This is a genomic window from Sphingobium sp. TCM1, from assembly GCF_001650725.1.
Lineage (GTDB): Bacteria > Pseudomonadota > Alphaproteobacteria > Sphingomonadales > Sphingomonadaceae > Sphingobium.
In genome coordinates this window covers 249,005-272,041 of sequence record NZ_LXVX01000034.1, presented here as the reverse complement: position 1 = coordinate 272,041, position 23,037 = coordinate 249,005, and the positions used below count along the sequence as shown (strand labels likewise).

Sequence of the window (23,037 nt, the reverse complement as noted above, 5' to 3'; positions counted from 1 at the left end):
GGGGGCCGCGACGCGTCGTCACGGCCCCGGAGGTTTCAGGTCAAATCAGGCGGCCTGAGGCAGTTCGCCCTCGCCGTCCGGCGCGGCCAGGTCGTTCGCGGGTTCCACTTCGATCTGGACGTCAGGCCGGGTGAACCGCATGACGTCCGGCACCCAGGCGAGAGCTGCCTGCCTCAGTTCGGCCTCGATCGGTACGCTGCCGGCGAAGATCTTTTCGGCCGAGGTCGCAAGCTCATGCTTCTTCGATGCGCCGTAGCGGCTCGACAGCTCCTTGCCGCCGATCTCTTCGAGATGGGCGAGGATCGCGGCCTTGCTGCTCAGGCGATCGAAATAGTTGTTCGCGGTCGGCCGCCACCAGGCCGCGACATCGATCTCAAGCTTCGTTCCGAGGTGATCGATGAACTCCTCGCCATCACGACCGGCGACGACCGCGTGAAGCGTGCGGGCAACCGCCCAGGCCAGCCATGCCGCCCGCGCCTCATCCGGGAGAGCGCAGAAGGCATCGTAGCGCGCGCAGGCGTCACCGGCCTCGATCCAGCTGCGATCGAGCGCTTCGTCGATCTTGCCCCATTCCTCGGCCGCCTGCGTGCCGCTCTGGAAGCCGGTGAGCGCGGACCAGGGCTTGTCGGCCTTCAGTTCGGTCGCGAGGTCCGTGCCGCCATATTTGCGCGTGGCCTTGTCGACCATCCAGAAGGTGCCGAGGTCCAGCGCGAAGGCCGGATCGCTGGCGATATGGACCCGGACCAGCTCGCTCTTCATCTCGGCCAGTTCCTGGGACAGCCGCTGGCTGTAGGAAGGCTTGCCCGACGTGGTGACCACATCCTCGCCGACGTCGTCGTTGTCGGCATCGTCGTCCGTTCCGTCGGTCTCGTCCTGTTCGACGGGCGCGACATAAAGCTGCTCGTGCAGGCGCGGCTCACCGTCATGGCCGATGACGACATAGGCGAGCGCGCCGGCCTTCTGCTCGTCGGTCAGGACCGGGACAGGCTTCTCGATAGCGCGATATTCCGCTTCGAGCGTTTCCACTCGGTTGGCGAGTTCGGCCGCATCGTCTTCGTCGGCCTCCTCATAGGCTTCGTTGGCCGCCTCGAGTTCGACTTCGATCTGTTCGAGCCGGGCCTGCTGCTCGTCCGTTAGCGACGGCGTCTCACCCTTGAGCGGACGCAGATCCCAGGTGTCATTGTAGGTGACATGGGTGGACGGGAGAACACGGACTTCGGCGAAACCCTCGCGCTCCCGCATGGTCTCGGCAGCCGCGGCCATCTTGTCGGCCACGAGACGGTTGAGGATATCGCCGTCGATCCAGCGTTCAGTAGTCGAGTCGGTGAAGAGATCGAGGTCGACCCGGCCGCCCGCTTCGATATAGGCGGCGCGTCCGACCAGCAGAGCCTTGGGATCGTTGCCGACATAGGTGTCTTCGGCGAGCTGGCGCCGGATCTCGTTGACGTTGGCTCGGTAATAGCCGTCCTTGAGCAGTTCGAAGGTCTCGGCCTGGCGGGTCCGGTCACTGCTGCTGGCATAGGCGACAGCCACGTTGAGCGTGATCTCGCCGTTGCGCAGGGCCTCGAAGATCGGATCGGCGAGATCGGCAAGGCGAAGCCGGCTGCGCACGAACCGCTCGGTGAGGCCAAAGCGCTTGGCGACATCCTCGGGGGTCTTGCCTTCGGTCTCAATGATATCCTGGAAGGCCCGGCAGGTGTCGGCCGGATTCATCGTGAGATTGAAGAAATTCTCCTCGAGGCTGGTCTCGATCGCATCCTTGGCATTGCCGAGGACGAGAACCGCAAGCTGATAATCGTTGCCGAAGACGCCTTTGTCGATCAGCCGGTGAACGGCGTCGAGGCGGCGGCCGCCTGCGATGATGCGGTAATGGCCCTTCTTGCGCGAAACGGGCACGCCGATGAGGTTTTGCCGTACGCCCTTGGCAGCGATGTTGGCCTCGAGCTGCGCGTCGGCGACCGCGTCGGTGACAGTGCGGACGTTGCTCGGCGACTTGGTAAGGTTCGCCGCGGCAACAAGGATGGGAAGTTGGGTCATCTCGGATTGTCTCCTGGCGGGGACAGCCTGACGATCAGGCCACTTGCCGCCACCAATCCCTCACTCCCTCCCCTCCCTCGCGAAGGAGGTCGTTCCAGTCCTTGGAGCCCGACGGCGGGAACTCGATGGCAATGTCGCGACCCGGCATGGCATAGGTCTCAAGCGCGTTCGCTGCGCCGATCTCTCCCGCGATGTCATTGTCCGGGAAGAGGATAAGCCGCGTCACATATTCGGGAATAGCGATCTGGTGCAGGCGTTCGGCGCCGAGCGTCGCCCATACGGGAATCCCGAATAGCATCATCGCCGAGATCGCCGTCTCCACCCCTTCGGCAAGGCCGAGAACCGATGTCGCGGGGGCGAGCATCACGGCGGCGCGCTCGGGCCGCCCGAGCGTCATTCGCGGGTCGGCGAGGTCGCGCGCACGGCGCGCATCGTCGCGCTCGAAGAAAGTGCGCTGGATCGCGATGAAGCGACCTTCCCGGTGAAAGCCACCGTCGTGCAGGGCGGCGATCATCGCGGGCCGGAAGTCCACGTCGTTGCCCTGCCCGAGCGGCGTGCGGGGATGGAAGCGCAGCGAACGCGGCAGGATCGCGATCCGGCGCCGGCGCAGATAGAGTTCTGCCGGCGTTCCGCTAAGCGGCCGAGCCTCATCCCAGACGCGTTGCGCGATCTGGCGGCGCCACAAGTCGGTTCCCATGCTCGCGGGCGCATTGGCGGCGCTCTCGACATTGAGGAGGGCCTTTTCCTCGAGGCGGAGAATCTCGTGAATGACGTCGCGCGTGTCGCAGCCGGCGAAGCATTTGAAGAGGAGCGCGCTGTCTCCGACGCGCACCGACAGGCTCGGGCTGTTGTCCTTATGGGCGGGGCACCGACACATCGCGCCGCCAGGCCTCCACGTGCCCCCGAGGCGTTTGACGATATCGGAGCCGATTGCCTCCAATTCCGGATTTCGGTTGCTGGTTCGCGCCATGGGACAATCCGAGCGGTTGGCCCGGCCCGCTCCGGCCCCCTGAGCGCGTGGTCGGCGCAGGGGTGCCAGGACCGGCTGTTCGGGCGGGTGCTGGCGATCTCAGGTCCGGTGCGATCCTGAAATCATCCGGCAACTCCCCGCTCCCTCCCCTCCCGTGAGGGGTTCGCCGCGATCAGGATCGAGAGGCTCCCGGCGAGCCCCTAAACCGCAGCCGAGACAGGTATCCACAGATAGCGGAACCTGCCGGCCGACACGCCCAGATTGGAATAGTCGCGCCACGCGAGCGGATACCGGCCAGTCAGTTGCAGCGGCACGTCGCGACCACTTATCGTTCCTGCGCCGCCTTGTCGCCCCACTGCAGGGTTCCGGCGAGTTCCCTCGCGTCGGCGATATCGAAAGCTGCATCGACCGTGCCGCCGCGCCGGCGGGGCTGCCAGTAGGCGGGGTCGTTCGAAAGGACCAGAACCGCGGCGTCGTGGCCCGTTCGACCCACGAAGGCCTCCATTCGCGCGACATCCTTGCAGACGTCGTGGCGTCGGATGTCGTGAGCGCTTTGCTGCCGAAGGGTGAAGCGCTCTCCGTTCACGTCTGCGACGAAGCCCTTGCAGAGATATTTCAGTTCCAGAGCGAAGCGTCGCTTCCCGAGAAGAAGAAGATCGATCGCACCGCGCAGGTAATTGCCAAGCGGATATTCGAGTCTGATCTGCCGGTGCGGGTCTCGCGCGCGCAACTCCATGGCCAGCTCATGCTGGAAATCAGCTTCCGAGCAGAAGACCGGACGCCGGCTGGCCATCTCGCACATCACTCGATCGATCTCGACCAATTCAAGCTCCCCGCACACCGTCATACCGCGGCAACTATAACCGCTTGGGTTAATACCAAACCCCATTAATCAGAACCCATGTGCCCATTTGCGGATGCCGATGGACATGATGCGCCATGGCTGATCGACGAGCTTGTTCCAGGCGAAGCAGCAGTGATCGACGATATCGTCGTAAGATTTAAAGATGCGGTTCGAGAGCCAGTTGTCGCGCATGAACTGCCAGATGTTTTCGACCGGGTTGAGTTCAGGACATCGTGGCGGCAGCGGCATCAGGGTGATGTTTGGCGGAATGACCAGTTCGGCCGATCCATGCCATCCGGCCTGATCGAGAATGACCACGGCATGTGCGCCCGGCGCGACGTGAAAGGCGATTTCCTCGAGGTGCATCGTCATCGCCTCGCTGTTGCAGGCGGGCATGACGATGCCTGCCGCCTTGCCCTCCAACGGGCAGATCGCTCCGAAGATCCAGGCCGAGGATCGGCGCTGATCTCTTGGGGCGCAAGGCCGGGTGCCGCGCTTGGCCCAGCGCCGGGTCAATTTGGTCTGCTGGCCGATCCGCGCCTCGTCCTGCCACCACAATTCTACGGGCGTTCCTTGGGGCAAGCTTGCAGTGATGCTTGCAAGGCGGGTGGCGAAGTTTTTTTAAAATCGGCAATATCGTCAGTCTTTTGGCTGTTGTGACGCGGGCGGGCCGAGAGCTTGCGGTAGCCCAGGGCGCGCATCTCCCGGCTCAGCGATTGCGGGGAAATCGACAGGCCAAACTCGTCCCACACCCATTGCGCCAGATCGACAAGCCGCCAGCGAACCACACCATGCGCGGACGGGATCGGCCCTGCCTCCACCTGCGCGGCCAGAGCCCGGCGCTGCTCATCGCCCAGGATTGAAGGCTTGCCGGGGGCTTTGCGCGATTTGAGCCCGTCAGGGCCTTCGGCGTTGAAGCGGATTACCCAGTCACGCACGATCTGGAGCGTCACACCGCCAATCTTCGCCGCATCACTCCGCCTGCCGCCATCCAGGATCGAGGCCATCGCCAAAAGCCGTCGCACCTGCTGCGCATCATCGCTGCGCCGGGCAAAAGCTCGCAAGTCTGACCCTGAATAATCGCTTCGCACAACCAACGACGCCGCCATCACAAGCCTCCATCTGCTCGCGATGGTGAATCAGAAAAATCTGCTCTTGGGAATCCCAATGAGTCAGCCTCAAAGGGATTTGGTATAAGGAGACCTGTGCGCGGGTGGGCGTAGAGCTATGTAATCGCGCAGATATTCGACGAGTTATCCATCCGGCCTGCGCTTTGCGGTCGGAGGGGATATCATGCTGGAACGGAGAGAATATTCATCGTGCGCTTGAGGTTGTAGGCGATGGCGGTGAGGTGGACTTGGATGGCGGCTTTGGCGAGACCTCGCCATCGCATTCGGCGCAGGCCATAGCATCGCTTCCACGTCCCGAAGATCTTCTCGATGCGGGCGCGCACGCGATGGATCGGTTGATTCCATTCATGGAGCTTGCGGAGCGTTTTAGCTTCGTCGCGGCCCCACATGCCGGTGGCGACGATCCGGGGAATGCCGCCCTTTGCCAGCACGGCATCACAAAAGTGATTGCCGCGATAGGCGCTGTCGGCAAACACCTCACCGGGATTGTCGGGCAAGGCATCGGGACCTGCTTTGCCGTCATTGATATTGGCCGATGTGATCGACACTTCCTCGACCAACGCGGTATCGGCATCGGCGCCAACATGGGCCTTGAAGCCGTGAACGGCCCGCTTTCCCTTGTGTTTTACCCAGCGCGCATCATCATCGTCTTCACTGGCTGAGGCTATGATGGTGGCATCAACCAAGGTTCCGGTCTTGACCGTCACTGCCTTGGCCTTGAGCTGCATGGTCACGGTTTCAAACAGCGATCGGTCAAGTTGGTGCGCGACCAGCAATCGGCGGAATCTGACAAACGCGGTACGCTCTGGCGTCGCCTCATTCGCGGAAAACCCACAGAAGCGACGAAACGAGGCCCGATCGTCTAGGGCCTCAGCCAGCTTCACATCGGACAGATCATACCAGATCGACAACAGGAGCGCTTTGAACATTGCCAAGGGCGGCCAAGCGGGCTCACCTTTGGAGGCCGGATAAAGCGGTTCGAGAAGAACCGCGACCGTGTGCCAATCAATCAGCGATACAAGCGCATCCAGCGATGACATCGTGCGCTCGGACCCTGAAAACCCAAACCGCTCCTGACCAATCGAACGCTGCGCCACGGCCGCTCTCCTCCCTGGAAAGCCCATAGAATCAGCAATTAACGCGCCTGTCTACGCCCACCCGCGCACAGGTCTCATAAGCGATCGTAGCGCAACGGAGCCCTACCGGCTGAAGAAGACAGGCTAAATCAAGTCGCCGCACCGGTGCTCGAATGGCGCTCGACCTTCAAAGACCGACCGTTGCGCCGCACCAGCCTCGCGGGGTGTCTGGCAATGATCCAAAATGGAGCATAGTTTGCCCGTCCCAATTTACAGACAAAAACTTACAATATGCCGCGACCGGACATGGCTTTCCTTCTCCCAATAGAAAGGAACGTTTCATGCCTATTCCCACAAACGTGATGATCGCCGTTTCCCGACAGCTTGCAAGATCGCCCCTGGAGCAGCTGCAATGATGGAGGGGGGCCGTATCGCAGCGTCCGTGGATCGCTGCAGCATGGTCGGCTTCACCGAACAGGTTCAGCGCTTGCGCGCCGCCGAGCTCGGTCGCGACCTTTTCACCATCCCGGCATTCGAGATGCTTCTCGATCTCTATACGTGCAAGCGCAGACAGCCGCGGTCGTTGACTGCTCTGACCGCCGCGTCGAGCGCATCGGAGCGAAATTCGCAGCGGATCGTCCATCGCATGGCCGAACGGGGGCTGGTCATGCTCCAGCGCGACCCAAAGGATGGCAGAAGGATCATTGTCGATCTGGCGCCGGAGACGCGGACATTGCTCGACCGCTTCTTCGATCGTCTGGTCGAGCTCGTGGCACTCGAGCCGGCGCCTGACCAAAACGGATGCTAGGAGTGCAGGCCGGAGTGCCGAAGAGGAGGCTTCGCGCTCTTGGTAGCTTGAAACCTTCCGGAAATCGTTGCACAGTTTTCCTGCAGTGCGGAAAGCGGCTGGGATCCGCCTGTAGGATAAACCTTCCAGGCATGGCAACGGGCCCATCCATGACGGTTGGGCGCACGCATTGGACGTTATTGCCCGCCACCCTTCGGTGGTCCTGTCATGCTGTCTTCTTTGTCTGCCTATCGTCGCGTTTCGTCGCGCGCCCACCTCCAGACGTGCGCCCGGGCTCATGTTTCGCGGAAGTGAGGACGAAGGCATCTGCGCGCCCGCGAACGCAGGCTATGGCGATCGCCAGTTTGAAGCTGTCTATCGAAGGGAGGCACCCAAGCTGCTCTCCTTTCTCAAGCGGCGGATCTGGCAGGAGGAGGATCGGCACGACTTGGTCCAGGAAGCATTTACGAGGCTGGTCGCTTCGCGATCCAGCGCCGCCACGAGCAACCCGGGCGCCTATTTGCAGGGAATTGTTCGACATCTCCTTGCCGATCGCGTGCGAGCCTGGGCCAGGGCAGAGTCGTTCGATCCGGTCGTTTATACATCCGGCGAAGAGATTGCCCGCCCCGACAGGATCGCGGAGATAAACGACATGCGGGAACGCTACCGACTGGCTGTCGAGTGCCTCCCGCCAAGGACGAAAGAGGTATATTTGTTACATCGCGCTGAAGAACTGGGATATAGGCAGATAGCTGAACAGCTTGAGATCAGTATCCGAACCGTGGAGTGGCATGTGGCCGAGGCCATTGTGCGCATCGGCAAGAGCCTCGAAAATGCCAATGGCTGAGGGCGAGGAGCCGGAGCCGATGCCGAGGATGGACCAGCAAATGCGCGAGGCGTCCCTGTGGTTCGCCCGGATGCGGGGACCTGATGCGGAGGAGTGGCGCCCGCAGTTCGAGGAGTGGCTCGCGCTGGGTGCGTCGCACCGTGGGGCCTACCACCGTGCCGGCGAAATATTCGCATTGGGTCGCTTCATGGCGGCCGAGGAAGAGAACCTTTCTGCCGAGCGTGGAGACGAAGCCGGCGGGGCCAATGACAACGACGACAGCGGACACCGCTGGCGATGGGCGGCGATCGCAGCCAGCCTCTTGCTGACGGTCGGGATCGGAGGCTGGATCGCGAAGGGCAGGCTGCCAGGCATGGGAGAGGGGCCGCCCCAGATGGCCCTGCAGAAGGCGGACCAACCGGCGGGGCAGCAGCGCTACGCGACGGCGGACGGTTCGCGAAGGACGGTTCGGCTGGGCGACGGCTCGACCGTCGAGCTTGCCTCCAACAGCGAGCTTTTCGCGACCTTCACGCCTGATCGGCGCGAGTTGAAACTCGAGCGGGGACGTGCCCGGTTCGAGGTGGCGCATCAAGCGCGTCCCTTTGTCGTCCTGGCCGGCGGAGGGAGCGTGACCGCGCGCGGGACGATTTTCGAGGTGAGTGTGGAGCGCGATGAGCGCGTGACGGTGAAGCTGTTGCGTGGAGCCGTCGATGTCGAACGTCCCAACGCCATCAAGGGAACGACCGGTCCGGCGGCCGTCGCGCGTCTTGAGCCGGGCGAGATCCTGAGCTTCGCGGTGGCGACGCCGACGGTGCTACGGACCCTTGCGACAAAGGGTGGGTCTCTCCCCGTCATGCCGCCCCCGGACATCGATCCGGTGCGCGAATATGAGCGCACGCCGCTCGCTGCGGTGATTGCGGAGGCCAACCGGGATTCCGCGACCACCATCCAACTCGGTGACCCGAGCATCGGAGCGTTGCGGGTAAGCGGGAGGTTCCGGGTCAACGATCCCGACCAGGTCGCCGACCGGCTGGCGGCGCTGTTCGACCTCGACGTCGAAAAGACCAAAACGGGCGAGATCACTCTCAAGCGACGATAGCCAGAAACTTTTTTTGTGACCTACCCCGTAGGTTGCAGTTTTGTTGCGATGCTCCCTGAAAATCCCGCCAGATTGTCGGGAATTTCAAAGGGGGCAAAAGATGGTTCGAATGGGGTCTCGGTTTCGGTGCGCGCTTCTTGCCGCTGTGGCGATCGGTACTTTCGTCCCGGTCGCCCCCGTCCTTGCCGCGGATGAGCGTCGGATCGAGTATAACATCGAAGCCGGGGACCTAGGCGAAGCCCTCAAAGCCGTAAGCCGCCTGTCGGGGAAGGAGATTATCTTCAACTCCGAGGCGGTGCTCGGGAAGACCGCACGCCGATTGCATGGAAGATTTACTGCCGACGAGGCGGTCCAGGCGCTCCTGGAAGGGTCCGGGCTGACCGCTCAGTTCCGAAAGGAAGTAATCATCATCCGGGGGCGAGCGGAACCGTCGGGGAATCTAGCTTATCCCTCGACGGTTCAAAGCGACATTGTGGTGACCGGGTCACGCATACGCGGAGCGACGCCGACGTCTCCGGTGATCAGCATGTCGCGCCAAACACTAACGGATGCCGGCTTCACCAATCTAGGTGATGCGGTTCGGTCAATTCCGCAGAATTTTGGTGGCGGGCAGAATCCGGGTGTTGCGGGTGGCGGGCTCCAGGGTGGCAATAACCAGAATGTGACCTCGTCTTCGACGCTGAATCTGCGCGGCCTTGGGCCAGATGCAACCCTCACCTTACTTAATGGTCATCGTCTTCCGTATGACGCCGTCTATCAGGGCATCGATATCGCCTCGATTCCATTGGCAGCTGTGGACCGTATCGAGGTTGTGGCGGATGGTGCTTCGGCGATCTACGGCTCGGATGCCGTAGGCGGGGTCGCCAATGTGATTCTTCGTCCGGACTATAGCGGCCTCAGCACGTCTGCACGCTATGGCGGCTCCACCGACGGCGGCAACCAACAGCAGCAATACAGCGCCGTCGGTGGAGCCGTGTGGCAGGGTGGCGGCCTCATCGGTGTGTTCGACTACAACCGGTCGACGGCAATCCTAGCCAAGGATCGGGACTATACCCGAACACTGGATGGATCTTCGACGCTTGTTCCGGCCATGCGGCAAATCAGCGCGATATTGGCAGGCCACCAGCAAATCGGGACGCACTTCCGTCTCAGCGTGGATTCAACTTACAATCGGCGCACGTCCCGTACTCAGAGTCCTTCCACAGTCACTGCGGACTATAGCATAAACGGCGCGCTCTCATTGCCTCGTGTCGAATCCTTCTCCGTCTCACCACGCCTGGAATGGTCGATCTCGCCGTCTTGGCACGCCTATGCGACTGGCACCTATGGCGTAAGCGACAGCCGCGTCACATCGGCACAGTTCGCGTCCAGATCGCAATTCCTGACGGCCCTCGTCCACTATAGGGACACACTCGCAACTGGCGAGGCGGGAATCGAAGCTCATGTTTTCACGTTGCCTGGAGGTGACGTCCAACTCGCGGCCGGTGCAGGCTATCGTTCCAACAGTCTTGACGTAAACACCCAGACTGTCACCCCAGTAATAACGACCGTACTGAGTGACTTCACTGCAAATCGCGATAGCTATTATGGGTTCGCAGAAATCAACGTCCCCTTGATATCTCCCGCGCTCATTATCCCCGCTGTCTATCGGCTCTCCCTCAACGCGGCCGTTCGCTACGAAGACTATCCGGGAATCGATCGTATTGCGACGCCCAAACTAGGCATCCTCTATGCCCCGACCGAAGATATAGACCTCAAGGGATCGTGGGGACGGTCGTTCAAGGCGCCGACCCTCTATCAGCAGTTCAACTACAAAGCCGTCAGCCTTAAGCCAGCGAGCGCCTACGGCGCCACCGCGTTCCCGCCCACCGCCACCGTGCTCCAGACCTCGGGCGGGAATGCAGACAGCCTGCGGCCAGAGCATGCGTCGACATGGACCGCGTCTCTTGCGCTGCATCCGCACTGGCTGCCCCACGCGCAACTCGAGGTCAGCTATTTCCACATCGCGTACCGCGACCGGATCATCACACCCCTTCAATCGAGCCTCGGCGCTCTCAGCAATCCGATCTATGCCGACATCATCACCTTCAATCCCTCGGCAGCGCAGATCGCGGCGGCCTTGGCCAATGCTCCGGCTGGGTTATCGAACCAGACAGGAAACCCATACGATCCGGCTAGTGTAGTCGCCATCCTCGACAACCGGCAGCGCAACTCGGCTCGTCAGAGGGCTCATGGCGTGGATATCAATGGCCGTTATACAATCGATCCCGGCCAACTTGGGACGTTCAATCTCCAGGCACAGGTTTCGTATCTAAGCAGCCGGCAAATTCTGATCGAAGGGCAGCCCAGTCTCGATCTTGCCGGGGAGATATTCAACCCACCGCATTGGCGCGCACGCGCGGGCTTCGACTGGCATAAGGCTGGTTATTCCGCCGCCGCTTATTTCAATCGCACCGGCGGCGAGATCGATAACCGCCTACCGGAGCATGTCCCGGTCGGCGGCCTGAGCACGATCGACATCGCTGGCGGCTACACATTCGGATCCGAAAATGCGGTGCTGCGGGGCCTGTCGGTTTCCGCATCGATCTTCAACCTGCTCAATGCGAAGCCCGCACGTATCCGGCAGGCATACGGCATCGATCCCAGCTACGACTCGAACAACGTATCCGCTGTCGGCCGCTTCATGAGTCTTACCGTCACGAAGAAGTGGTGAGGCCATGCGCAAGCTTCTGCTGGCCGGCCTGGCGGCATCCCTGGCGCTCGCTCTTTCCTCGCCTGCTTCCGCGTCGCCGCAGGGCTGCGAGGCTTTAACCCCGTCGCCGACAATTACTGGCGCTCCCGAGCGGACTATCACCGCACGCGACTTACTTGGTCTGAGAGATATAGGTCCGACCGCTGTGATGTTTCTCAGCGGTAGCCCACTTGGCATCTCGCCTGATGGGCGTCGCCTTGCGTTCCAGCTGCGTCAGGCAAACCCTGACACCAACAGCTTCTGTCTTGCCATGTTCGTCATGGATCTGGAGCCCGGTTCCCGGCCGCGCCTAATCGATCAGGGGGGCGAACTCCTACGGGTCATATTCGCGAGAGGACCGTTGGCTGGCTATCCCAGCGGGGAGGCTCAACTAATCGTTCCACGATGGTCGCCTGACGGCTCCGCGGTCGCTTTTCTCAAGGCAACGGGTGGTGCGAGACAGGTCTGGGTCGCGCAGGCTGATGGGTCGGGATCGCGGGCGGTGACGAACTCCACGACCGATATCGAGGATTTCTCTTGGTCCGCCGATGGCCACGACATCATCGCGTCGACGCGTCCCGCTCTTGCCGCCGCCCGTGCGGCTATAGATCATGAGGGCCTGAGCGGATGGCGCTATGATGACCGCTGGTCTCCTGTTGCCAGCAACCACCCATGGCCCGCAGAGCCGCTGGAATTTGAATATCGAACCTACAATCTTGCGACGGGATCCGTGCGTCCGGCCTCGCCTAGTGACCGGCGCCGCCTTGATCCAGACCGAGAGGCGCTGCCGCGCTCGGGCACTGTTCCACCTGCCCTGCTCGGAGCCAAACGTGCTTGGATCATGCCGATCGACCCAAACCTAACATACCCGGTGGATGCCATCCACGTCAGCTTGGGGGACAAGAGAAGCATTCCCTGTAAAGCCGCGCCCTGCCGAGGCAAGTTCGCGGGCCTCTGGTGGGATCGCAATGGAAAGAGGCTGATTTTCCTACGTCATGAAGGTTGGGCATCGGGCGAGCTTGGACTGTACATTTGGCATCCTGGCTATGGCAGTCCGAGGCGCACGCTAGAAACCAACGATCTCCTCCTGGGATGCCAGAGCATTCTCGATCGTCTCGTATGCATGCACGAGGCATCCACTACGCCAAGGAAAATTGTCTCGATCGACCCCGCCACAGGACAAATGCAAACAATCTTTGAACCAAATCCGGATTTTCGCCAATTGAAGCTCGGTCAGGTCGAACGCCTTCACTGGACAAACAATCGGGGGTTGCCGATTTTTGGCGACCTCGTCCTTCCGCCCGGATATCACGGCGAGAGGCAGCTTCCCATTGTCCTGGTCCAGTATGAAACGCGAGGTTTCCTGCGGGGAGGAACTGGAGACGAATATCCGATACAGGCCCTTGCTGCACGAGGCATCGCGGTGCTCAGCTTGCAGCGCCCGAAAAATGTCTCATCGCTCTCTCCCAGCGACGATCGATCGGAGAAGGTCCGCTTGGATTATGGACAATGGTCGGACAAGCGCAGCGTACTATCGGCGATCGAAAGCGGATTATCAATCCTCGGGAGGCGTGGTCTAATTGACCAGACTCGGGTCGGGATAACGGGTCTAAGCGATGGATCCACGACAGCGCAGTTTTCGCTGCTTAACAGCACTTTATTCCGAGCAGCATCGTTGAGCACCTGCTGCGAGGATCCCAAGACACTGTTTCCATTGATGGGCTTTTACGGCGATCGCTATTTGACCTCTTACCTGTACCCGGACTATACTTCCCCTGGTACCAGTTTTTGGCAGCCCTATTCTATCGCCCGCAATGCCGATCGCTTCACAACGCCCCTTCTGCTCCAACTAGCTGACGACGAATATCTCGCCAGCCTCGAAACTGTTACATCTCTTGTTGAAAAGAAACGGCCGGTTGATTCTTATATCTTCGCGGGAGAATATCACACAAAATGGCAGCCCGCTCATCGCCTAGCGGTTTATACGCGCAACCTGGACTGGTTCGATTTCTGGCTGAACGATCGGGAAGATCCTGATCCTAGCAAAAGAGCACAGTTTGACCGTTGGAGGGCTTGGAGAGCAAAAACGTCAGCAATGGACAGTCAACACACTCCCTGAGGATCGCCGTTGCCAACAGCGCGCCCAGGCTTCCGCATCGGCAAGGGCCAGTATCCGGACATATTCGTCACCGCGCCGGAAGTCCGCAGTCCGGAAGAATTCTTCTAACACGTTTTCATCGAGAAGGTGGTGCGCAGCAAGCACACCACCAAGCAATCGGTCTCGCAACTGGCCCCCCCGATTCTCAACTACTTCATGATAAAAGCCGGCTGGCCCACCTTTTGATCGGCGGTCGATAATGCTGGCGGGGAGGCTTGGCGCGAATGCTTTTCGGGCAAGCGCGCGATCCTGTCCTCCCGCGCACCATCTCCATGAAGGAATGCCGAGGCAGAATTCAACAACCGGCTGTGCCAGCAGCGGGGTAACAAGTTCGGACGAGCCATCGCGAGGGTGGCCTTCGGTATAACTCTGTGGACGAAGGAGCAGCGCGATATGGGCAGCGGCCCCGCCCAATGCATCGTCGGGCGCATCCAGCCATGGATGATGGATCCTTGCTCCGCTAGCCTCAATCACCTCCGGGCGAAGAAATTGCGCTTGGCCGCGCCAGCGATATGCATGTGAATTTCGCCACATCTGTCGAACAGCATTGCGAAATGCCGTCCAGATGCTGCTCCCCGTCATTTGGCAAACGTCGGATAGCGTCGACCAGGCTTCACGCGCGCCTTCCTTCCTGAGACGGTCCGCTATCGGGGTCGCCGACTGTAGGAAGCAGAATACATTGTCGCCACCGTTGCCGCTGAACTGGGCGTCCGCGCCGAGCTTAGCTGCGAGCTCATTGTTTATACGGTCGAACGCCTGTCTCCCGACGGCACCGACCGGCTTCGGAAGATGTTCGGCGCTCGACCGGTCGAGGTCGATATACTCCAGTCGGTATGCTCTCTCGCGAAGCTTCATGCCGAATGTCTTTGCAACCAGACCTGCGTAGGCTCGTTCGTCTCCCTGTACGCCCCGCGAGAGCAGGATCAGCCCCGTTGTCTGCGCCCCACTACGAGCCAGACTTGCTGCGACGATTGACGAGTCCAAGCCGCCCGAGAGGCAGAGCTGAATATGCCTATATCGCGACGCGAGGCTCGCAATCGTGCTCTCCACGGTAGCGCGCAGTTCCTCGGCGAGTTCAACGTCGTTGCGTGCAGCATGTTGCCCGACGTGGTTCCACGGCGACCAGCAAGGTTCGAGATTGTTCCCGGTCGCATCCCATATCAGCCGGGATCCTTGCGGCACCTCATCAAGACCTTCAAGCGCGGTACGGCGTTGAGGCAGTGCCACGGCCCAGAGGTGCTGAACCACCGATGTCCAATCGATCGACGGACGATATAAGCCACTCCGGATCGCAATATCGACATCTGAACAGAAACATGTGAGTGGCCCGGCCTGAAACATATAGCAGGGCAAGGAGCCGCTCGGATCGCGCATCACCTCGACTTGGGCCCGCGCCTGGCTGCGGCGGATGAAGGCAACATAGCCTCCCCAGACCTCTCGAAGTAACCGTTGGGCATGCCACCCCGGTTCTCTCGGACGCTTTCCATCATCCCAATCGAAGGGATCAGCGTGGCCGCTACGCGAGTAAACTGTGCCCACAACCGCAAGTTCGTCGCTAGAACATTTAAGACCGCCCGATGCCGGAGTGACAAAGAGGGCGAGTTCTGGAAAGTCCCAAGCCGGAGAATACCCCAGCGCGCCGCAAAGGGCTTTCTGCACGACGGAGAGGCGTTCGGCATCCGCGGACAGAACGGCAAGGTAGCGTACAGCCATCAGACAGCCATGATCGCGCGATATTCTTGGACGCGGTGGAGTTCATCGTTGAGCAACCGATTTCCAAGTTGCACCCATGCGTGCGCCACAAAAGGATGGAGGCGGACGCCGAAGACCAGCACCGGCATGTGGCCGGCTTCGATCAGTGCTAGTGAGAGCGCGACAGACTTCATCAGACACCGTTCATTCGCACTGATAAGCCGATCGGTCGTGCGAAACGCGTTCAGGATTTCATCGAGTCCGTCAGATGCAAGACAGCCGTGGTTGTGGCTCTTGAGCTTTGTCAGCGTGGCGAGCAGCCGACCAATCGGCACAACTTTTAACGCTGACCAAGCCCCCAGTTGGTAGGCAAACGATGATGCAAACGCCGGCCAATGAGCGCTCGAAGCACTCTTCGGTCTATAAACCTCGGTGGGCTTTTGAATGTCCTCAGCAGAAATTCTGCGAGGCTGCTCAGACTCCGAAAGCCAGCCCTTCCGTCGAAGAACTTCCAGATCATCTTGCGCATTTGCTTTAGTTCCCCCGCTTTCCATCAACCGGACAAATGCGCCGTTTTCGGGTTCTTGAACCGCGAAATAGTGACCGCGATGAAGATCGAGAAGGATAGCGCGGCCATCGACAACACAGCCGTGAATATGTGAGGCGATCGCGAGGACCATAGCATTTCCAATTAAAAAAGGTGCGCGCCGATCGGCGCGCACCCGCAATGAATCAGTCCTCGGAAATGCCGATTCCCGGCTTGGCGAGTTGGATCTCGTCGGGTTCGCCCACCAGCGGCGAGCCCTTGGTTTCGGCGGCGATCGAGCCGAGGTCGATCTCGTCGTCGAAGTTGCGATCTTCTTTCCGTTCCATGACACACTCCTCATCAACTGCCGCGCGAATGGCGGCGATGAAGAGTAGTGCCCTTCCTGCTTCGGATGGCGCGAATATATCTCGACAGGCTGGCGCGATATTCTGCGGATGACGGCGGAGCGGTCGTTCGCGAACAGCCGACGTGTCGGACTTTGTGTTAACTGATTGAACTTATTGATTTATGCCGACGCGCGCCCCGTCTGGATGATATGTCGTTGACGGCAAATTTTCCTCAGGTGGTATGCTTCTATTCTTCTTCGCAAAGCTCTTCGGAGATCGGCTACCTCAGAGTTGGTCAGAATCAAAATTTCCCTTTTGGCAGCCTCCGGTTCGCTCGCGTCTGCAATTCTCGTATAGTGAAGCCGCTCGTTCAAACGCCGGACATGGACTGATGCTTGGTTATTTCCCGCTGCATCGGCCAAGGATGTGAAAATCTCCATTGTCCGAGACGCCAATGTGACCGCGGAGGGTTCCTCGGCTATATTTGAGTATCGCTGAAGGGCACGTCGCAGCGCGGGCTCTCTCAGACCGGACATACACGCCATTATCAGCTGCATGTGCCACCTGAGAAGCTCTATGAGCTCAAGAGGTTCGAGGATCGGAACCAGGAATCCCCCATCCGCATGGTGCATGAACAGTCCCTCACCGACGAAGATGAAAGCGGCCTCGCGAACGGGGGTCTTGCTGGAATGATGCCGGTTGGCGAGGTCCTGGATATCAATCCGTTTGCCCGGGACAAAGTGGCCGGCCAGGAAGTCGGCCTTCAGCCCGAGATAGACACGCTCCTGCAATGGGGGGTCCATTGCCGACATCATAGCCCCGTTCCTGCCGAGACCGGGGGGCTCGTCCAGGCCGGGGTCAGAGCTTGAGTCAGGTGATCCAGATTTCGCTGCGCAATCATCTCGATGCACAGTCGCTCGAGATCGCTAAGGTCGCCCATCGCGAGCTGCCTCGGAAAGCACATCTTCTGCCCCGCGAAGAGGAGTGGGATGAGGATATGGCCCGTCGACAGCTCTAGCCGATGGGCGCAAGCCAGATGGTCATCGAGCCGAGAGCGTGGGTTACCGGCTTCGATCTCGCGAAGCCAGCGCACTCCCATGCCAAGCTCGCGCGCCAGATCGCGCTGCGTCAGGCGCCGCTTCTTCCGTGCCTCTTCTATTTGCCGCCCTGACAGTACCTTGACATACAGGATCGGACTTTCAGCAACGGAAGTCGCCAATTGATGCGACATATCCGTGTCTCCTTACGGGAGATACCGCCCGCCAAGGCAATTCCATTGGTTTTGAGGCTAAGGTGTACTTACCACCACTGTCAAACAGAACCTCGGCCAACTTGTCGGGATTTACCCAACAAGATCATTGGCATCGCGTGAGGCCGGTGTTCTTGCTCCCGATTGCAGTGCGCGATCAAAAGCGCGCAGCAATGCACGCTGGTCCGCTTTTGTGACCTGCAGGAGCGCCACGATGTAGATTGTGCCCAAAGTGGGTTGCCTCGCCTCAGGCGAGTCCTGCTGGATACGCTCGGTGATGCTGGTTGCGATATCCCACAGCTGACACGAGGCTCCGACGTGGTGCTCCTGTCCTCCCCCGAGCCAACTCACCTCCTGCCCGCTCAGTTGATCGATGATCTCATCGGTGGGCATGCTGTTCAGATACTCGATCGCGACGTGGAGCGTGGTTCCCCAGGCGATAAGCGACCGCGTGACGCGAATCAGATGGCAATGGGAATCGATCAGAACGTCCAATCCGGCCGGTGAAAGCCGGAGCTTAAAGCTGCGTCGTGCTCGACCCATCGCTCTCTTCCCATGCCAAAACTAGCGCTCGAACACCCGTTCGCGTTCCCGAACAGGTGCATTTCCACGACGAAGCGAGGCACAAGCGGCATTATAATGCCGCTTGTGCCGAAAGCTGTTCTTCGGCGCGCTTGTCATCTCCACTGACCGATTCTGCTCCTCTTATGCTTTGTTTCGCCGCTTCGGCACTTCAGTGCCCTGCCTATTGCGGCAGACTTTCGTGATGGTCATTGCTTAGGACGCACCGGATCGGCGGAGACCACGAGCCTAAGCTCCAGCTCCGCCGCCCGGACTAGCCAAACCCCACACCCGAGCGCCTTGCGGCGCCACGAGGAGACGCGTGCCATGGACTTTCCATGCTCCCCGCCCATGCTTGCAGGAGCACTTCTGCTGGTCATCGGCGCCAACCCCGCCAGCGCCCAAAGCTATCGTCCCGACGCGGAAGGCTACCCTTGCGCCCGCACCGCTGAGCTCGCGGTCGTCCAGAGCGAGGCGGGCTTCTCGATCCGCGAGAAGACGAACTCTGTCCCGCCTCCCCTTGCAGCGGCACCGTTGCCACTGCCGGCGGCGATCAAACTCGGAAGCTCGCTCACTCTCGACAGGCGAATTTTCGCGCGCACCTCCCTCGTTCGTCCGGAGTCATCCGATGTCGCGCAGCGGTAAACTGATCCTGGCTGCGCTACTTTGCGCATCGGCCCCCGCCCATGCGCAAGAAGCCAGCGCCGAGCCGCTCACGGCGGCGGCCGCGGAGGCTCAGCGTCAACTGCGCCAGACCTTCACCAATCTGACCTTCGAGGACTTCGGTCCGGCGCCCGTCAGCGGTCCAATATATCAGGCTATTGCGGGTGGACGAGTCATCTATTTCGCGCCGGAGAGCCAGCATCTCCTCTTCGCGGCGATCTACGACAAAAACGGTGTCAACCTGACGGCTCTGGCGCAGGATGCGGGCGCAAGGAAGCGACTGGGCGCGATCAATCCCGCAGAGGCCCTTGTGATAGGGCCTGCGGGCGCGCCCAAGGTCATCGAGTTCACCGATCCCGACTGTCCCTATTGCCAGGCGCTCGAACGCTTCTGGCTGACCAAGGAAGCCGAGGGGAAACCGGTCCAGCGTCTCGTCTACTTCGTGAGCGGTATTCACCCGCAGGCGGCGGCAAAGGCCGAGCATATCCTCTGCTCCTCGGATCAGCAGGCGGCCTTCAAATCCGTCTACTCCGGTGCTCAGCCTGCCGCGCTGCACAAATGCCGTCCCGGCGCCGAGAAGGTCGCTCGCGACGCCGAGACCGTCCGCAAGATGGGCATCTCGGGCACGCCGACACTCTTCGTCGACGGCAAACTCGTTTCGGGTTTCCAGCAGGCCGAACTCGAAGCCTTTCTCGAGACCGAAAGCCGGAAACCCAAGCCCAGCCCCTGAAGGGTCGGCCCCTACGACTTTGGCGGATCTCGCACGAGCGCGGCGGTCGCCGTGCCGGCGAGGACCGGGATGCCGGCGGCAGCGCGCCTCCAGGGGCCGTCCAGCGAAGCCGCCGGCCGGACACGACCACCGATCGGTACCGGCAAGCATGATCTGGACGGCTCTGGTGACCATAAGGAGACTGAATATGCTCACTTTGCTTCGGGGAAGGACGTTCCGCACGATCGACGCGGCCGTCCTTTTCCTTCTGGCCGCGATCGCTGGCACGAGCGTCGCCTACGCCTTCCAGGCGCCGGCCGCTGGCGACCTTGGTTACGACATCTACGACATCGTCGTGAACCAGGGCGTGAAGGGACCGCTCGGCTTCGTGGGCGGCGTCGCCGCCTTCCTGTTCGGCGTCTCGCGGCTCTTCTCGAACATCATGATCGGCATCCCGACGATCGTGGCGGCGGTCTGCCTCATCAAGGCGGATTCGATCCTCCAGACCTTCGGCATGCTGATCTGAAGACAGGACGGGTGGCCGGTCCGCCGGCGCCCGTCCGCCGGAACGGAAGGTGATGGTCGCCTTCCGATAACCACGCTCAGCAGCGTGGTGAAGCAAGGGAGAAGGGCGTGGACGAACGACTTCCGCAGTTCCTGCACCGGCCGGTCCAGATCCTCTGGTTCGACAGTCAGGAGTTCATTGTCGTGATGAGCGTGATCTTCGTCGCGGTCATCGTCGGCGGGATCATCGGCTGGTCGCTCCTCGGCGCTCTTCTCCTCTTCATTCCCTGGAAGCGGACAAAGCCGCGCGGGTTCATCCCGCACCTGGCCTGGCGCTGGGGCCTTGCCCGCTTCCGCAACTATCCGGGTCCCACCCAGACCCGCTTCTTCGAGTAGGCGAGATGGCACATCCGTTCCGACGCAAGGCAGCGGCCGACATGATCGGCGACACTCGCCCGAGCTGGCACCTGCATCGCTATTTGCAGGGATCGGCCAACCTGTTCGAAGAGAATCGGTTGCTCAAGGTGGCGATCGCCGGCTTGTTCGGTATCACTGCGGTGCTCGGCACTCTCATCTATACGTCGAACCAGAACACGCGCACCGTGGTCGTGCCCTTCGGCGCGGACGGCGACCTCTATGTGACGGGGAACAAGCCGTCGGAGAGTTATCTCCGCTCGATTACCTTCAACATCGTCGGTCTCGCCGGCACCTATTCCGCTTATTCGGCGGACCGGCAGTTCCAGGAGCTGCTGCGGATCGCGCATCCCAGCGCGTACAACGGCCTGCGCGACAGCCTGAACCGACTGCTCGACGAGCTCGGCAACAATCCGACGCTCTCGATCGCGACCTATATCCGCGGCGACCAGCCCGTCACCTGGACGGGCAGCGAAATCCTCGTCCCTGTCGAAAAAGTCCGCGTGATCGGCGGCGTGATCCGCAAATTCCGAGGCAATCTGCGCATTCGCTACGCGCTCGAGAACGGCCGTTTCTGGCTGACCGCCCTCCAGGAGGAGAACTTCAGTGCCGATGTCCGGTAACCGCGCGAGGCTCGCCTGCCTCGCCGGGGCGTTTGTCGCGTCCCTCCCCGCCTCCATGCCTGCCTTCGCCCAGTCGGTTGCGGCGCTGCCCGACCAGACGAGTCGCATCCGGCTCTCCAACCGCGACGTCAATCATATCGTGTGCGTCGGCGGCGACATCGACGACGTCAAATTCTCGGCCGAGAAAGGCCTCGCTGTCGAACGCGGCGGCTCGGATGCCTGGATCAAGTTCCTCGTCCTCGAAACCGAAGATCCGGGGATGGCGCCAGGTGGCACGAAGACGCGCACCTATGTGACGACGCCGTCCGAATTCTTCGTCTCGTGCAACGGCGCTATCTATCCGCTCTACGCCGAGCCCGCAGACATTCCGGCCCAGACGGTGACACTGGTCCCGGGCGGTGCACAGCGCGCGCGCGCTAATGAGGCGCTTCTGGGACCGCTGGTGGAGGAAGAGCGGGCAGTCGGGATTGCGCTTGCGATCCTGCAGGACCGGGTGCCCGCGTCGTTCTCCGAGGTCGCGCCTTCGCGCGACAGGCTCGCCCTTGCCGACCTTCCGACGGCGTCGCTCAGTGAACGGCGGCGTCTCGAGGTCGAGGGTGCTGGGCTTTCGGTCAGTGAATACCTGGTTCGCACCAGTGTCGCGATCACGCTCGACGAACGCGACTTCCTCGATACCGCGCTTGGGGCCGACATCTTCGCCATCACGATCGACCGGCTGACTTTGGGTCCCAATGAGACCGCTCGGCTGATCGTCGTGCGCCGGAGTGTCCAGCCATGACCGCGCCCGACGAGAACCCTCAGAGAGAGGCTGGCCCCTCAGCTCGTCAGGGCGGCGACGTCGACGGGACGGTGAATACCCCGCGCCCGGCTCTGCTCGATCTACCGGCGCAGTGGTCGAAGCTCAGTTCCGACCAGAAACTGCGCGCCAAGCAGTTGGGTGTCGTATCGACGATCGCCCTCGTCGGCCTCGGCCTCTACACCGCAAGCACCAGCGGCCAGAAGGAGGCGCCCAAGGCGCCCCAGGCTTCCAACCTCGACATGGGCGCGGGCCTTCGCGGCGACAGCCTTGAGGTGAAGCTGCGCGGTGATCTCCAGAAGATCCTCGACGGACAGAGTCTCCTCGGAGATCGGGTAACCGCGATCGAGGAAGGCAAGGTGGTTCCGGGGGCCGGCGGCGCTGCCCACGACCAAAGCGGAGGCGCCGACGGGGACCTTCCGCCCGCCCTTCCCGGCGAAGCTCCTGCCTACCCTCCGGCCCCTGCCGAGGCCAAGGGCACCGTCGACGAAATTCCCGCGCCGCCCAGTGCTCCCGCGGCACCACCGGCCCCGCCTGCGCCGCCCACGGAACGGCAGGTCGGTGCGATCGGCGCAGCGACAGCGACGCAAGGGCCAGAAGGAGGCGCTGGCGGCGGGGCCGCAGCAAAAAAAGGGAAGCGGACGATCTATTTGCCACCTGGTTTCATGAAAGCGCGGCTGCTGACCGGTATCGACGCGTTGGCGAGCCGGGACGCAACCAGTAACCCTGAGCCGATCATCGCCCGGGTTCAGGCGCCGGCCGTGCTTCCCAACGAAGTGAAGGCCAATCTGGCCGGCTGCTTCGTCATCGGCAACGCGACCGGCAGCCTCGCCAAGGAGCGGGTTGAGGTCCAGCTCGTCTCGATTTCCTGCGTCGATTTCGAGAGCCATGCGGTCGTCGACCAGGCGATCAAGGGCTTCTTCGTCGACGCCGACGGCAAGAAGGGTTTGTCCGGCAAGGTCGTGACCCGCGCCGGCGCGACGCTCGCGCGCTCGTTCATTGCCGGCACGATCGCGGGCATTTCGCAATCGGTCGAAGGGACGTTCGGGAGCCTCTCCACGTCCGCGCTTGGCAGTGTGCGCAGTCTGGACGCGGGCGATGCCGTCAAGTCGGGCGTTGCCGGCGGGCTCTCCAAATCATCGGACAAGCTCACCGATTTCTATCTCGATCTCGCCCGCCAAGCGGGACCGGTGGTCGAAGTCGGCGCGGCCAAGGAGGTCGTGGTCGTCATTCAGGAAGGTCTGGCTCTCGAGATCAAGCCGTCGATCGGAGGCAAATTCTGATGCGACGCTCCC

The 23,037-nt window shown here is 61.6% G+C and carries 22 protein-coding genes; 11 read left to right on the top strand and 11 right to left on the bottom strand.

What is annotated here, in order from left to right:
* Window positions 1-45 precede the first annotated feature (45 nt).
* From A7Q26_RS18330 to A7Q26_RS18305, 5 genes are all read right to left on the bottom strand, one after another.
* Window positions 46-2,037, bottom strand: a complete 1,992-nt coding sequence (locus A7Q26_RS18330) for a ParB/RepB/Spo0J family partition protein (protein WP_066862473.1) — start codon at window positions 2,035-2,037, stop codon at window positions 46-48.
* Window positions 2,038-2,071: 34 nt separating this feature from the next.
* Entirely contained in the window at window positions 2,072-2,914 is an 843-nt protein-coding gene (locus A7Q26_RS18325; protein WP_232313862.1) for a DUF7146 domain-containing protein, read from the bottom strand.
* A 418-nt stretch (window positions 2,915-3,332) separates the two neighbouring features.
* Complete coding sequence (locus A7Q26_RS18320) at window positions 3,333-3,830, bottom strand: hypothetical protein (RefSeq protein ID WP_232313861.1); 498 nt, start codon at window positions 3,828-3,830, stop codon at window positions 3,333-3,335.
* A 69-nt stretch (window positions 3,831-3,899) separates the two neighbouring features.
* A protein-coding gene (locus A7Q26_RS24840; RefSeq protein WP_157102607.1) for an IS630 family transposase occupies window positions 3,900-4,960 on the bottom strand; the annotation gives its coding sequence in 2 pieces (ribosomal slippage) (window positions 3,900-4,456 and window positions 4,456-4,960; 1,062 coding nt in all).
* 182 nt (window positions 4,961-5,142) lie between these two features.
* A complete protein-coding gene (locus A7Q26_RS18305) occupies window positions 5,143-6,078 on the bottom strand; it encodes an IS5 family transposase (RefSeq protein ID WP_066862461.1) in 936 nt (311 codons plus the stop codon).
* Between the two features lie 436 nt (window positions 6,079-6,514).
* On the opposite strand from A7Q26_RS18305, the gene A7Q26_RS18300 reads away from it, so the two are divergent.
* The 5 genes from A7Q26_RS18300 to A7Q26_RS24835 all read left to right on the top strand — a co-directional run bounded on the left by A7Q26_RS18300 (window position 6,515) and on the right by A7Q26_RS24835 (window position 13,619).
* Window positions 6,515-6,865, top strand: coding sequence for a MarR family winged helix-turn-helix transcriptional regulator (locus A7Q26_RS18300; protein ID WP_232313860.1), 351 nt, complete (start codon window positions 6,515-6,517; stop codon window positions 6,863-6,865).
* A 277-nt stretch (window positions 6,866-7,142) separates the two neighbouring features.
* Window positions 7,143-7,691 carry an RNA polymerase sigma factor gene (locus A7Q26_RS18295; protein WP_066862455.1) on the top strand — a complete coding sequence of 183 codons (549 nt, stop codon included), beginning with the start codon at window positions 7,143-7,145 and terminating at the stop codon, window positions 7,689-7,691.
* On the top strand, window positions 7,684-8,769 hold the full coding sequence (locus A7Q26_RS18290; protein WP_066862452.1) for a FecR family protein: 1,086 nt from the start codon (window positions 7,684-7,686) through the stop codon (window positions 8,767-8,769). Before A7Q26_RS18295 ends, A7Q26_RS18290 begins: the two co-directional genes overlap by 8 nt.
* A gap of 109 nt (window positions 8,770-8,878) precedes the next feature.
* The gene (locus A7Q26_RS18285) at window positions 8,879-11,482 is read left to right on the top strand and encodes a TonB-dependent receptor (protein WP_066862449.1); all 2,604 of its coding nucleotides are present in this window, start codon (window positions 8,879-8,881) and stop codon (window positions 11,480-11,482) included.
* Window positions 11,483-11,486: 4 nt separating this feature from the next.
* Window positions 11,487-13,619: an Atxe2 family lasso peptide isopeptidase gene (locus A7Q26_RS24835; RefSeq protein ID WP_084439199.1), complete on the top strand. Its 2,133-nt coding sequence runs from the start codon at window positions 11,487-11,489 to the stop codon at window positions 13,617-13,619.
* On the opposite strand, the gene A7Q26_RS24830 is transcribed toward A7Q26_RS24835, so the two are convergent.
* From A7Q26_RS24830 to A7Q26_RS18260, 6 genes are all read right to left on the bottom strand, one after another.
* Window positions 13,590-15,371 carry an asparagine synthase-related protein gene (locus A7Q26_RS24830; RefSeq protein WP_084439198.1) on the bottom strand — a complete coding sequence of 594 codons (1,782 nt, stop codon included), beginning with the start codon at window positions 15,369-15,371 and terminating at the stop codon, window positions 13,590-13,592. The genes A7Q26_RS24835 and A7Q26_RS24830 overlap by 30 nt on opposite strands.
* On the bottom strand, window positions 15,371-16,030 hold the full coding sequence (locus A7Q26_RS24825; RefSeq protein ID WP_198162976.1) for a lasso peptide biosynthesis B2 protein: 660 nt from the start codon (window positions 16,028-16,030) through the stop codon (window positions 15,371-15,373). The genes A7Q26_RS24830 and A7Q26_RS24825 overlap by 1 nt, the downstream gene beginning before the upstream one ends.
* A 52-nt stretch (window positions 16,031-16,082) precedes the next feature.
* The gene (locus tag A7Q26_RS25705; protein ID WP_198162975.1) at window positions 16,083-16,223 is read right to left on the bottom strand and encodes a benenodin family lasso peptide; all 141 of its coding nucleotides are present in this window, start codon (window positions 16,221-16,223) and stop codon (window positions 16,083-16,085) included.
* A 179-nt stretch (window positions 16,224-16,402) separates the two neighbouring features.
* Entirely contained in the window at window positions 16,403-17,038 is a 636-nt protein-coding gene (locus A7Q26_RS18270) for a GntR family transcriptional regulator (protein WP_066862440.1), read from the bottom strand.
* Window positions 17,035-17,454: a helix-turn-helix domain-containing protein gene (locus A7Q26_RS18265; RefSeq protein WP_066862437.1), complete on the bottom strand. Its 420-nt coding sequence runs from the start codon at window positions 17,452-17,454 to the stop codon at window positions 17,035-17,037. The genes A7Q26_RS18270 and A7Q26_RS18265 overlap by 4 nt, the downstream gene beginning before the upstream one ends.
* 111 nt (window positions 17,455-17,565) lie before the next feature.
* Window positions 17,566-18,015: a hypothetical protein gene (locus A7Q26_RS18260; RefSeq protein ID WP_066862434.1), complete on the bottom strand. Its 450-nt coding sequence runs from the start codon at window positions 18,013-18,015 to the stop codon at window positions 17,566-17,568.
* Between the two features lie 646 nt (window positions 18,016-18,661).
* Here A7Q26_RS18260 and A7Q26_RS18250 point away from each other — a divergent pair.
* From A7Q26_RS18250 to A7Q26_RS18225, 6 genes are all read left to right on the top strand, one after another.
* On the top strand, window positions 18,662-19,426 hold the full coding sequence (locus A7Q26_RS18250) for a DsbC family protein (RefSeq protein WP_066862428.1): 765 nt from the start codon (window positions 18,662-18,664) through the stop codon (window positions 19,424-19,426).
* A gap of 187 nt (window positions 19,427-19,613) precedes the next feature.
* The gene (locus A7Q26_RS18245; protein WP_018250898.1) at window positions 19,614-19,931 is read left to right on the top strand and encodes a hypothetical protein; all 318 of its coding nucleotides are present in this window, start codon (window positions 19,614-19,616) and stop codon (window positions 19,929-19,931) included.
* A gap of 107 nt (window positions 19,932-20,038) precedes the next feature.
* Entirely contained in the window at window positions 20,039-20,305 is a 267-nt protein-coding gene (locus A7Q26_RS18240) for a type IV conjugative transfer system protein TraL (protein WP_066862426.1), read from the top strand.
* A 41-nt stretch (window positions 20,306-20,346) separates the two neighbouring features.
* The gene (locus tag A7Q26_RS18235; RefSeq protein WP_198162974.1) at window positions 20,347-20,946 is read left to right on the top strand and encodes a TraE/TraK family type IV conjugative transfer system protein; all 600 of its coding nucleotides are present in this window, start codon (window positions 20,347-20,349) and stop codon (window positions 20,944-20,946) included.
* Window positions 20,936-21,724 carry a type-F conjugative transfer system secretin TraK gene (locus A7Q26_RS18230; RefSeq protein ID WP_066862421.1) on the top strand — a complete coding sequence of 263 codons (789 nt, stop codon included), beginning with the start codon at window positions 20,936-20,938 and terminating at the stop codon, window positions 21,722-21,724. The genes A7Q26_RS18235 and A7Q26_RS18230 overlap by 11 nt, the downstream gene beginning before the upstream one ends.
* A complete protein-coding gene (locus A7Q26_RS18225) occupies window positions 21,721-23,025 on the top strand; it encodes a TraB/VirB10 family protein (protein ID WP_066862417.1) in 1,305 nt (434 codons plus the stop codon). Before A7Q26_RS18230 ends, A7Q26_RS18225 begins: the two co-directional genes overlap by 4 nt.
* Window positions 23,026-23,037 lie beyond the last annotated feature (12 nt).